A 12,228-nucleotide genomic window follows, 5' to 3' on the forward strand; every position below is an offset into this window, starting at 1 on the left:
GTTCAGACCAGCACTGTTCAGACCAGCACTGTTCATACGATCAGTGTTCAGACCTGGACCGTTCAGAACTGGACCGTTCAGAACAGCGCCACCTTGGGCGTGCGCGGGAAGAGGTCGTCCAGCTCGGCGAGGTCGGCCTGGCTGGGTTTCCAGGCCACGGCGGCGGCGTTCTGGCGCACCTGCTCCGGCGTGGTGGCGCCGGCGATGACGCTGCTGACGGACGGCTGGGCGGCCAGCCAGGAGAAGGCCACCTGGACTTCGTTGAGCCCGCGGTCGGCGGCGAACTTGCCGAAGGCACCCAGCTGTTCCCAGTCGGCGTCGTGGACCAGGTTGGTGCGGGTGTGGCTGAGCCGGCTTCCCTCGGGGGCCCGGCCGGCGGAGTATTTGCCGGTCAGCAGGCCGTTGGCGAGCGGGAAGTACGGCAGGACGCCCAGGCCGTAGGCCTCGGCCGCCGGGGTCACCTCGCGTTCGGCGCGCCGGTCCAGCAGATTGTAGTGGTTCTGGCTGGAGATGAAGCGGGCTCCCCCGCGGGCGCGTGCCACGTACTCAGCCTCGGCGATCTGCCAGCCGGCCCGGTTGGAGTGGCCGATGTAGCGAACCTTGCCGCTGGTGACGAGGTCATCGAGGGCCGAGAGCGTCTCGTCGATGGGCGTGAGCGGGTCCGGGGTGTGGAACTGGTAGAGGTCGATCCAGTCCGTGCCGAGCCGGCGCAGCGAGGCCTCCGCCGCCTTGATGATGTAGCGGCGGGATCCGCGCGCACCAAAGTCCTCGCCGTTGGCGCCGCGCATGTCCATGCCGAACTTCGTGCCGATGACCGCATCGTCGCGGCGGGAACCGAGGGCCTTGCCGAGCATTGACTCGCTGAGGCCGGGCTCGCGGCCGTAGGCGTCCGCGACGTCAAAGAAGGTGATCCCGGCGTCGAGCGCCGCATGCACGACGGCGTCGGTGCCTTCCTGCGATTCGGTCACGGTCCCGGACCGGCCCAGGTTGTTGCATCCAAGTCCCACGACAGAGACGGACAGTCCGGAATTTCCAACGCGGCGGTATTCAGTCATGGTTTTAGCCTATATCGCCCCGGCGGGTGCCCCGGCCAGGCCGCCGCGGGCGGCGGAGAAGCGGGACCCCGCTACCCTGCCGGCAGCTTCAGCCCGTGCTCGTCCATGGCGTCCTGGAGCTGCGCGAGGGTGCGAGGGCAGACGCCCGGCATCCCGGCAAGCCGGCGCCGGCCAAGCTGCACGAGGTGTTCGAGGGTCTCGACCCCCGCGTGCGCGAGCGACTTTCGCGCCGGCGCCGCGAGTCCCGCGGGCAGCGGGGTGCAGCCTGGTTTCGAGGGTTTGCGCGTCATTGCGTTGCCTTTCAGTCCGTGCCCCCAAACTGGTGTGAGCCGTGCCCGGCTCCTTGCCCGTGCTGCCTACAGCGTGAAGCCGTTTGCCGGCTTCGGCGAGTGCTTGAGCTTGAAAGTATCCTCGCCAAACGGCGCGGCGCCAATGCTCAGTTTGGTGAAGTCGAGGTCTTCGCCGCGGACGCAGACCTTGATGGCGTTAACCGTCTTATTCACGTCCGGGGTGAGGCAGAAGATGTTGAGCCGGGCGTCGGAAAATTCGCTGCGGTCCACGATCCCCAGGCCCCGCCAGGCCAGATGGCTGATCAGGGCGTCTTTGGCTTTTTCCTCGAGGTACCGGTCGCGGCTGGTCCCCTCCTTGGTCTTGAGCGCGTACTGGGCCACTACCCAGGACTGTTCCTCCGCCGGAATTTCGGCGTAGCCGTCCTCGGCGCACTGCGCCGCGAAGGCGTCCATGAGGCGCTCCGCGGCCTCCGCGTCCGCGACGTCCGTCTCGTCCGTCTTGCTCTGGTGTCCGACGACGCCGTGGTTCATCACGAACTGGCTGTAGTCCTCATCAAACCAGGCCTCCCTGAAGTGCAGGGTGCCCTCTTCGTCGCGCTTGTAAACTCTGATAATTCCACTCATATGCCAGTTCCTTCCTGGGCCGTCCGGCGCCGGATTCAGTGGCGCCCACGGGTAGTGCTCAACGGATGTGCTGGCTACAGCTGCGGGATGCTGCCGGTGCTGGGGTGTTCCTGGCCGGGCAAGGGGCGCGCAAACGGCACCTTGGTGCCCAGGACCTGGGCGACGACGTCGTGCGTGATCTGCTGGGCGGTCAAGCCCACGCGTTCGAGCACCTGGCTGCGCGTGCCGTGATCGAGGAACTCGACCGGCAGGCCGACCTCGTTGAGGGCAGTGTCCACGCCCGCGGTACGCATCTCCTGGCGGATCCGGGAGCCGACGCCGCCGGCCCGCACACCGTCCTCAATGCAAATGACCAGGCGGTGGCGCGCGGCGAGATCGATGATGGACTGCCGGACCGGGAGGACCCAGCGGGGATCCACCACCGTGGAGCTGATGCCCTGGGCACCGAGCCGGCCGGAGACGTCCAGCGCGAGTTCTGACATGGCGCCCACGCTGACGATCAGGACGTCGTTCTCGCTCGAGCCCGCGGGCCGGCGGGCCAGCACGTCCACGCCGTCCTCCAGGCGTTCGACCGCATCGACTTCGGGGCCGACGTTGCCCTTGGAGTAGCGGAGCACGCTCGGGGCGTCTTCAATGGCCACAGCCTCGCGCAGTTCCTCCCGCAGCCGGGTGGCGTCGCGCGGCGCCGCGAGGTGCAGCCCGGGGACGATCTGGACCATGGCCATGTCCCACATGCCGTGATGGCTTGCGCCGTCGGGTCCGGTGACGCCGGCCCGGTCCAGCACGATCGTGACGCCGGCTTTGTGCAGGGCGACATCCATCAGCAGCTGGTCGAAGGCGCGGTTCAGGAACGTCGCGTAGACCGCGACCACCGGGTGCAGTCCCCCGAACGCCATGCCGGCAGCCGAGGTGAGGGCGTGCTGCTCGGCGATGCCGACGTCGAACACGCGCTCCGGGTGCCGGGCGGCGAACTTGTGCAGCCCGACCGGAATCAGCATGGCACCAGTAATCCCGACGATGTCCTGGCGCTCGTCGGCGATGTCGGCGATCTCGTCGGCGAACACCGCGGTCCAGGACTTCGCGCCACCGGCTTCGGTGGGTGCGCCGGTCTCCGGATCGATGATCCCCACGGCATGGAACTGGTCCGCTTCATGGGCGCGGGCCGGGGCGTATCCGTGGCCCTTTTCCGTCATGGCGTGCACGATCACGGGGCCGGCATAGTTCTTGGCGGTGGACAGGGCGTTTTCCAAGGCCTGGAGGTCGTGGCCGTCGACGGGACCGATGTACTTCATGCCGAGGTCCTCGAACATGCCCTGCGGGGCCCACCAGTCCTTGATGCCCTTCTTCATGGCATGCAGGCTCTTGTACGTGAACTGCCCCGCGGGGCCGCCCTTCTGCAGTTTGCGCTTCCACCACTCGAGCGTGCCTTCATAGGAGGGGGCGGCCCGGAGGGAATCGATGGTGGGGCGAAGGGACGCCAGGTAGTCGGCGAACCCGCCGACCGTCGGGGCGTACGAGCGGCCGTTGTCGTTGACCACAATCACGACACGGCGTTTCTTGTCCGCCGCGATGTTGTTGATCGCCTCCCAGGCCATGCCGCCGGTCAGGGCGCCGTCGCCCACCACCGCGACGACGAAGCGGTCGCCGTCGCCGGTCAGCTGCCGGGCGCGCGAGATGCCGTCGGCCCAGGACAGCGAGGAGGACGCGTGCGAGCTTTCGACGATGTCGTGCTCGGATTCGCCACGGTCCGGGTAGCCGGACATGCCGCCCTGCTGGCGGAGCGTGCTGAAATCCTGCCGTCCGGTGAGGAGCTTGTGCACGTAGGACTGGTGCCCTGTGTCGAAGACAATGCTGTCGCGGGGGGAATCGAAGATCCGGTGCACCGCGATGGTGAGCTCGACGACGCCGAGGTTCGGGCCCAGGTGCCCTCCCGTCCGGGAGACGTTGCCGATCAGGAAATCCCTGACCTCGGCTGCCAGCTGATCCAGCTGCGCCCCGGACAACTTACTCAGGTCCTGCGGATTCCGGATGGTGTCCAAGATTCCCAACGGCCCCTCCTTCGGGTGGTAGACATGCCTTTTAACTCTAACGCCTCCGGGCGGGCCGCCGCGCCGGAGGCCAGCACCGGTGCCCTGCACGCTTCACGCTCTCCGCTCCCCCGCTCCAGATCCAGCACCCGCGGCCGAAACCGGGAACGCAAAGGCCCCGGCCGGTCAGTGACCGGCCGGGGCCTTTGCATGCGTTACCGGAGCGTGCCCGGCAGCTCCGCTAGTGCGCGGAGATCTGGCGCAGGACGTACTGCAGGATGCCGCCGTTGCGGTAGTAGTCCGCCTCGCCCGGGGTATCGATGCGCAGCACGGCGTCGAAGGACGTGACGGAACCGTCTTCAGCGGTGGCCGTGACCTTGAGGGTCTTCGGCGTGGTGCCGTCGTTCAGGGCGGTGACGCCCTCAACTGCGTAGGTTTCCGTACCGGTCAGGCCCAGGCTGGCGGCGTTCTGGCCGGCCGGGTACTGCAGCGGGAGGACACCCATGCCGATCAGGTTGGAGCGGTGGATGCGCTCGTAGCTCTCGGCAACGACAGCCTTGACGCCCAGGAGCGCGGTGCCCTTGGCGGCCCAGTCACGGGACGAACCCGAGCCGTACTCCTTGCCTGCCAGGACCACCAGCGCGGTGCCGGCAGCCTGGTAGTTCTGTGCAGCGTCGTAGACGTAGGCCTGCGGGCCGTCGGCCTGGGTGAAGTCGCGGGTGAAGCCGCCCTCCACGCCGTCCAGGAGCTGGTTCTTGATGCGGATGTTCGCGAACGTGCCGCGGATCATGACCTCGTGGTTGCCACGGCGTGAGCCGTAGGAGTTGAAGTCCTTGCGCTCCACACCGTTGGCCAGCAGGTACTGGCCGGCCGGGGTGTCCGACTTGAAGGAACCGGCCGGGGAGATGTGGTCCGTGGTGACGGAGTCGCCGAGCTTGAGCAGCACGCGCGCACCGGTGATGTTCTGGACCGGCTCCGGCTGGGCCTTCATGCCCTCGAAGTACGGGGGCTTACGGACGTACGTGGACTTCTCGTCCCAGGCGAAGGTGTCGCCGGCGGGGGTGTCGAGCGCCTTCCAGCGATCGTCACCCTCAAAGACGCCTTCGTAGCCGCGGGCAAACATTTCCTTGTCGATCGAGGAATCGATGACCTGCTGGACCTCAACCGGGTTCGGCCAGATGTCCTTCAGGAAGACGTCGTTGCCGGCCTCGTCCTGGCCCAGGGCGTCGTTGTCGAAGTCGAAGTCCATGGTGCCGGCAAGGGCGTAGGCGATGACCAGCGGCGGGGAGGCCAGGTAGTTCATCTTTACGTCCGGGTTGATCCGGCCTTCGAAGTTGCGGTTGCCGGACAGCACGGCGGTGACGGAGAGATCGTTGGCCTGGATGGCCTCGGAGATCTCGGCGTCGAGCGGACCGGAGTTGCCGATGCAGGTGGCGCAGCCGTAGCCCACGATGTAGAAGCCGAGCTTCTCCAGGTAAGGGGTCAGGCCCGACTTGTTGTAGTAGTCGGTGACTACCTTGGAGCCGGGAGCCACGGAGGTCTTGACCCACGGCTTGGACGTCAGGCCCTTGTCGACGGCGTTGCGGGCCAGCAGTGCGGCGGCCAGCATCACGGACGGGTTGGACGTGTTGGTGCAGGAGGTGATCGAGGCGATCGACACTGCGCCGTGGTCCAGCTCGAACTCGCGTCCGTCCGCGGTCTTGACGCTGACCGTGTTGGACGGGCGGCCGTTGGACTTCGGGCCATGCGCGTGCGGGGCCACGTCACTCAGGTGCGACGCTGAGGCGGTGAACGAGGGCGAGTCCGAAGCCGGGAAGCTTTCGTCGATCGCTTCGTCCAGGCTTCCGCCGGCCAGGTCTTCCTTCACGTAGTTGCGCAGGTCCTCGCGGAACTGGGCCTTGGACTCGGTGAGGATGATGCGGTCCTGCGGGCGCTTCGGGCCGGAGATCGACGGAACAACCGTCGACAGGTCCAGCTCGAGGTACTCGGAGAACTTGATCTCGCGGGAGGGATCGTGCCAGAGGCCCTGTTCCTTCGCGTAGGACTCCACGAGGGCGACGTTCTCGTCGGACCGGCCGGTGAGGCGCAGGTAGTCGAGGGTGACGTCGTCGATCGGGAACATCGCGGCGGTGGAGCCGAACTCCGGGCTCATGTTGCCGATCGTTGCACGGTTGGCCAGCGGCACAGCCGCGACGCCTTCACCGTAGAACTCGACGAACTTGCCGACCACACCGTGCTTGCGCAGCTGCTCGGTGATGGTCAGGACGACGTCGGTGGCGGTGGCGCCGGCCGGGATGGAGCCGGTGAGCTTGAAGCCCACGACGCGCGGGATGAGCATGGACACGGGCTGGCCGAGCATGGCAGCCTCGGCCTCGATGCCGCCAACGCCCCAGCCCAGCACGCCCAGGCCGTTGACCATGGTGGTGTGCGAGTCAGTGCCGACGCAGGTGTCCGGGTAAGCGCGGACAACGCCGTCGACTTCACGGGTCATAACGGTGCGGGCCAGGTACTCGATGTTGACCTGGTGCACAATGCCGGTGCCCGGCGGGACGACCTTGAAGTCGTCAAATGCAGTCTGGCCCCAGCGCAGGAACTGGTAACGCTCACCGTTGCGCTGGTATTCGATCTCCATGTTGCGCTCCAGTGCGCCGGAGTTGCCGAAGGCGTCAATCTGGACCGAGTGGTCAATGACCATTTCGGCCGGCGCCAAGGGGTTGACCCGCTTCGGGTCGCCGCCGAGCTCCTTGACGGCCTCACGCATGGTGGCGAGGTCAACGACGCAGGGCACGCCGGTGAAGTCCTGCATGATCACACGCGCCGGCGTGAACTGGATCTCGGTGTCGGGCTCGGCGCTGGGATCCCAGCCTGCCAGCGCACGGACGTGGTCGGCCGTGATGTTGGCACCGTCCTCGGTCCTCAACAGGTTTTCAAGCAATACCTTGAGGCTGAACGGAAGGTTCTCTGCACCTTCGACGGAGTTCAACCGGAAAATTTCATATTCGGTTCCGGCTACATTAAGTTTGCCTTTTGAACCGAAACTGTCCACAATGCTCATTCGCAGGACTCCTCTCGCAACAGTTTCATCTTTGTCGCGCCGCAGGACCCTTGCTAGTTAGGGCGGCCTAACTAATACAGGCATCAGTACAACGCGGTACGCAATGCAGGTAAGAAACGCAGGGAACGGCCGTTACATCAACACCAGTCAAATTAAAAGCAGCGGTGATGGAGCGCGACGACGGACTACTACGCCCATCCTAGTGGCATCACGGTTGAGGAGTCAGCAACGCCACAGTCTCCATGTGGTGGGTGTGCGGGTACAGGTCGAAGGCTCGCAGCCCGGCCAGGCCCCAGCCGCCCTGCCGGAAATAGCCCAGGTCGCGGGCGAACGAGGCCGGATCGCAGGAGACGTAGGCTACGGCCCGGGGACCGGCGTCGATCAGCTGTTTGACTACCGCCTTACCGGCACCTGCGCGTGGCGGGTCCAGGATCAGGGCGTCGAAGTTGCGCGGTTTCTGCCGCAGCACGCGCTCCACACGGCCCTGGACGATCTCGACCTGGGCGGCGTCGTGCAGGTTCTTGCGTGCATCGCGGCTGGTTCCGGGTGCTCCCTCGACCGAGAGCACGGATCCGGTCACGCCCACGGCATCAGCCAGCGGTGCCGTGAACAGCCCGGCCCCGGCGTACAGGTCCGCCACCACCGAGCCCGGCGCGAGGTAGCCGCCGTCGTGCAGGAAGTTGGTGACGGCGCCGACGAGTGTCTCCGGGGCATCCCGGTGGATCTGCCAGAAGCCGTCGCCGGTAACCCGGTACTCGTGGCCCGCGGCCGACTCCTGGACGTAGGTGCGGCCGCGCAGCTGCAGCACCTCGCCGGTGGCCGGGTCCAGGCTGGCGACCGAGACGTCGTCGGGCAGCTGGGCCAGGATGCCGCTGAGCCGCTTGGACCGGGTGCCCGGGGCTGGCACCAGCAGCACCAGCGGCCGGGAGCCGTTCGCCGGGGCGGCAACCTCGATCCGGTCGATGCCCTGCAGGTCGATGTCCCAGAGCCGGAGCGCGTTGATTCCGTCCACGGCCAGCGGCATCTCGCGCACGGGCAGGATGGCATCGGAGCGGTGGGCGTGCATGCCGAGCTTGCCGGCCTGTGTCACGGCGAAGCCGGCGCGCGTGCGCCAGCCCAGGCCGGACGCGGCGGACTCCCCCGCACTGCCGGCATCCTCCGGCGCGCCTGCGCCGGCGCCTGCCGCCTCGCCGACGGCCTCGACTGTGATCTGCTCCGCCGGCGCAAGTTCGACGCCGGCCAGCCGCTTGAGTTGTTCGGCCAGGACCTCGGCCTTGAGGCTGCGCTGGCGCGCCAGGGAGATGTGGCCGAGTTCGGCGCCGCCGACGGGCGGGTGCCGGTGCGACCAGGAACGTGCGGAATCGGCGAGATCCCAGAAGTGCGGCACTCTGTCCGGGGAGGCCTCCAGGACCTCCACCACATCGGCGCGCCAGAATTTCGCGGCCGGGCCGTCGTCGGTGAGCCGGACGCGGACCTTTTCGCCGGGAATCCCGTGCCGGACGAAGATGACGCGTCCCTCGTGCCGGGCCACACAGTGGCCGCCGTGGGCGACGGGTCCGACGTCGAGCGTCAGCTCGGTGCGGGTCTCGGTGTGGGTGTGCGTCCGGGTGTCGGGGGTCATTGGATATCCTGCAGTTTCTTGGCTTCTTCGGACGATTTCAGCTGCCACGGCACACTGCACACCATGACCCCGGGCTCGAAGTGCAGCCGGGTTTTGATGCGCAGCGCGGTCTGGTTGTGGACCAGTTGCTCCCACCATTTGCCCACGACGTACTCCGGGATGTAGACCACGATCAGGTCGCGCGGCGAATCCCGGCGCATGCTCTTGATGTAGTCCATGATCGGAGTCACCGTTTCGCGGAACGGGCTGGCAAGGACGGTCAGCGGCACAGGGATTTCGAGCTTCTCCCAGTCCGCAACAGTCGCCTCGGTCTCCTCGGAGCTGATGTCCACGGTAATGGCGTCCAGCCGCGACGGGCGGGAGGCCCGGGCGTAGGCGAGGGCGCGCAACACCGGCTTGCGCACGTGCGAGACGAGCAGCACGGCGTGCACCCGGGTGGGCAGCGCGCGCGGCGAGGAGTCCTCGTCCACGGCGAGTTCCTTGGCCACGTTGTCATAATGCGCCCGGATGCTCCACATGATCAGGAACAGCACGAACATGGCCAGCAGCGCGATCCAGGCGCCCTGCGAGAACTTGGTGATCAGGACAATCACCAAGACCAGGGCGGTCATGCAAAAGCCCACCGTGTTTATGGTCCGGGACTTGATGATGCGCAACCGCACGGCAGGTTCCTTGGAAAGCTTCAGCTCCCGTCCCCAGTGCCGGATCATGCCCAGCTGGCTCATCGTGAAGGAGATGAAGACGCCCACGATGTAGAGCTGGATGAGCTTTGTGACGTCGGCGTTGAAGGCGATGATCAGCACCAGGGCGCCGGCCGCCAGGGCCAGGACACCGTTGCTGAAGGCCAGCCGGTCGCCACGGGTCCGCAGCTGGCGCGGCAGGTAGCCGTCCTGTGCCAGGATCGAGCCGAGCACCGGAAAACCGTTGAACGCCGTGTTGGAGGCGAACACGAGGATGACGCCGGTGGCGGCCACCACGATGTAGAACGGGATGGACCCCTCGCCGAAAACTGTCTGCGCGATCTGGCTGATGGCCGGGTTCTGGATGTACCCCTCTTCCAGCGGTTTGCCGTTCAGGAGGAATTCCGTCGCCGGGTCCAGCACGATGTGCACCTTGGTGGCGTTGGCCAGGTAGATGATGCCCGCCAGCATGGCGGAGGCAATCACGCCAAGCAGGAGCAGTGTGGTGGCCGCGTTCTTGCTCTTGGGCTTCTGGAAGTTGGGCACACCATTGCTGATGGCCTCGACGCCGGTCAGCGCCGCCGCGCCGGAGGAGAAGGCACGCAGCAGCAGGAACGCGCCGGCCAGGCCGACAAGTCCCTCATCGAAGCCCGGCTCCGGCACAATCTCGAACGCCGCCGACGGTGCCTGCCCCAGCTGGCCTGTCGCGGCCTGGAAGATCCCGACGGCGGTCATGCCCAGGATGGAGGCCATGAAGATGTAGGTCGGGACGGCGAAGACACTGCCCGCCTCTTTGATGCCGCGCAGGTTCACCAGGGCCAGGATGATGACGCCGATCGTGGCAATCGCCGCCTGCTGTCCGTGCAGCGAGGGCACGGCGGTGGTCAGGTACGTCGCGGCCGAGGACATGGACACGGCCACGGTCAGCACATAGTCGACCAGCAGCGCCGAGGCCACGGTGAGGCCGGCAAATTTGCCGAGGTTGACGTTGGCGATCTCGTAGTCGCCGCCGCCGGAGGGGTAGGCGTGGACGTTCTGGCGGTAGGAGGCCACCACGGTCAGGAGCACCACCATGACGGCGAGGCCCACCCACGGGGCGACGGCGACCGCGCTCACGCCGGCGATGGCCAGGGTCAGGAGGATTTCGTCAGGGGCATAGGCCACGGAGGACAATGCATCCGAGGCGAAAATGGGCAGCGCGATCCGCTTCGGCAAGAGCGTGTGGGCCAGACGGTCGTTCCGGAAGGGCTTGCCTACCAGCACCCGCTTCACGGCATTGAAAATTGTCAGCACCACACAAAGCTAGTCTGATTCGGACGCGATGTCATGACGGCGAAGTCGGCGTGCGCAAGGGCGCCAGCCGGCGCCCCGTGCCCGTGGCCTTCCGGGACCGCGTGGCCGGTAGAGTTTTACGCAGTATCAGACGCAGAACCAAGAGGAGGCCCATGTGGCGCACTTCGTGATCATGGGTTGTGGCCGTGTCGGGGCAACCCTGGCACACACGCTCGAGGACGCCGGGCATTCGGTGGCCATCATCGACCAGGATGACCGCGCCTTCCGGCGGCTCCGCACAGGATTTTCCGGACGGAAGGTCACGGGGGTCGGGTTCGACCGCGAGACGATGAAGCGCGCCGGCGTCGAGGAGGCCTATGCCTTCGCGGCGGTTTCCAGCGGCGACAACTCCAACATCCTCGCCACCCGGGTGGCGCGGGAGACCTTCCACGTGCCCCATGTGGTGGCCAGGATCTATGACCCGGGCCGCGCCGAAATCTACCAGCGCCTCGGCATTCCCACGGTCGCCGCGGTCCGCTGGAGCGCCGACCAGGTGCTGCGCCGCATCCTGCCCGAACAGCACATCGCCGGTGACTTCCGGGAGCCCTCGGGCCGGCTGGTGCTCGCGGAGGTTGACCTCAACCCCGACTGGATCGGGCACCCGATCTCCTCGATCGAGAAGGCGGCCGGCATCCGGATCGCGTATCTGACCCGGTTCGGTGAGGGCATGCTGCCCGCTGCCGCCACGTCTTATCAGGACGGCGACACTGTCCACGCCATGCTGAACGTGGACCGGAGTTCCGAGATCGGCCACATTCTCGCCAAATCCCCCGCCAAGGAGTCCTGAGTGAAAGTCGTCATCGTCGGTGCCGGAAGCGTCGGGTCCTCGATCGCCCGCGAGTTGTTGGCCCATAAGCACGAAATCCTGCTGATCGACGAGAAGCCGGAGGTGATCGGCCGGAGCGGGCTGCGCGGAGCCCACTGGCTGGTCGGTGATGCCTGCGAGCTGAGCACGCTGCAGGACGCCAAACTCGAGGACGCCGACGTCGTGGTCTCCGCCACCGGTGACGACAAGGTCAACCTGGTGGTCTCGCTGCTGGCGAAGACGGAATTCGGTGTCGGGCGTACCGTCGGCCGGGTCAACAACCCCAAGAACGACTGGATGTTCGACGACTCCTGGGGCGTCGACGTCGCGGTCAACACCCCGCAGCTGATGACCGCGCTGGTGGAGGAGGCGGTGGAGATCGGCGACCTGGTGCGGCTGCTGACACTGCAGACCGGGGTGTCCTCGCTGGTGGAGTTCACGGTCCCGCACGACTCGCATGTGATCGGGCTGACCGTGGGCGATGTCCAGTGGCCCGAGGACGCCACCCTCGTCGCGATCCTGCGGGACCAGGCGCCCATCACGCCGAGCCGCGACGACGTGATCGACGGCGGCGACGAACTGTTCTTTGTCACCACGATCGCGGCCGAGGACGACCTCCGCGCCCTGCTGGCGCCCGAATCCCCGCTGGAGGACCAGCACCCGGTGACCTCGGACCAGCACGGCCACGGCACCCAGCCGGCCGGGGACGACGGCTTCGACGGCTAGAGCAGTTCCGCTC

At 67.0% G+C, this 12,228-nt stretch carries 9 protein-coding genes; 2 read left to right on the forward strand and 7 right to left on the reverse strand.

The genetic code is table 11. The features are described from left to right. Positions 1-77: 77 nt before the first annotated feature. The 7 genes from AC1DNG_RS06380 to AC1DNG_RS06410 all read right to left on the reverse strand — a co-directional run bounded on the left by AC1DNG_RS06380 (position 78) and on the right by AC1DNG_RS06410 (position 10,645). A complete protein-coding gene (locus tag AC1DNG_RS06380; protein WP_476886937.1) occupies positions 78-1,055 on the reverse strand; it encodes an aldo/keto reductase in 978 nt (325 codons plus the stop codon). Between the two features lie 71 nt (positions 1,056-1,126). Further along, complete coding sequence (locus tag AC1DNG_RS06385; protein WP_026537002.1) at positions 1,127-1,345, reverse strand: helix-hairpin-helix domain-containing protein; 219 nt, start codon at positions 1,343-1,345, stop codon at positions 1,127-1,129. A gap of 66 nt (positions 1,346-1,411) precedes the next feature. After that, positions 1,412-1,969: a hypothetical protein gene (locus AC1DNG_RS06390; RefSeq protein WP_476886938.1), complete on the reverse strand. Its 558-nt coding sequence runs from the start codon at positions 1,967-1,969 to the stop codon at positions 1,412-1,414. A gap of 74 nt (positions 1,970-2,043) precedes the next feature. Beyond that, positions 2,044-4,017 (reverse strand): 1-deoxy-D-xylulose-5-phosphate synthase, encoded by a 1,974-nt coding sequence (gene dxs, locus AC1DNG_RS06395; RefSeq protein WP_476860243.1) that lies wholly within the window; start codon positions 4,015-4,017, stop codon positions 2,044-2,046. 220 nt (positions 4,018-4,237) lie between these two features. Continuing rightward, positions 4,238-7,051 (reverse strand): aconitate hydratase, encoded by a 2,814-nt coding sequence (locus AC1DNG_RS06400; RefSeq protein WP_476886939.1) that lies wholly within the window; start codon positions 7,049-7,051, stop codon positions 4,238-4,240. A 208-nt stretch (positions 7,052-7,259) separates the two neighbouring features. Beyond that, positions 7,260-8,672: a class I SAM-dependent RNA methyltransferase gene (locus AC1DNG_RS06405; protein ID WP_476886940.1), complete on the reverse strand. Its 1,413-nt coding sequence runs from the start codon at positions 8,670-8,672 to the stop codon at positions 7,260-7,262. Continuing rightward, complete coding sequence (locus AC1DNG_RS06410; protein WP_476851489.1) at positions 8,669-10,645, reverse strand: APC family permease; 1,977 nt, start codon at positions 10,643-10,645, stop codon at positions 8,669-8,671. Before AC1DNG_RS06410 ends, AC1DNG_RS06405 begins: the two co-directional genes overlap by 4 nt. A 154-nt stretch (positions 10,646-10,799) precedes the next feature. Between AC1DNG_RS06410 and AC1DNG_RS06415 the strand changes: the two genes are divergently transcribed. Together AC1DNG_RS06415 and AC1DNG_RS06420 are read left to right on the forward strand one after the other, a co-directional pair. Further along, positions 10,800-11,471 (forward strand): potassium channel family protein, encoded by a 672-nt coding sequence (locus AC1DNG_RS06415; RefSeq protein ID WP_079553719.1) that lies wholly within the window; start codon positions 10,800-10,802, stop codon positions 11,469-11,471. Then, a complete protein-coding gene (locus tag AC1DNG_RS06420) occupies positions 11,472-12,215 on the forward strand; it encodes a potassium channel family protein (RefSeq protein WP_018772421.1) in 744 nt (247 codons plus the stop codon). Positions 12,216-12,228: the final 13 nt, after the last annotated feature.

Source organism: Arthrobacter sp. 01T425, from assembly GCF_056398725.1.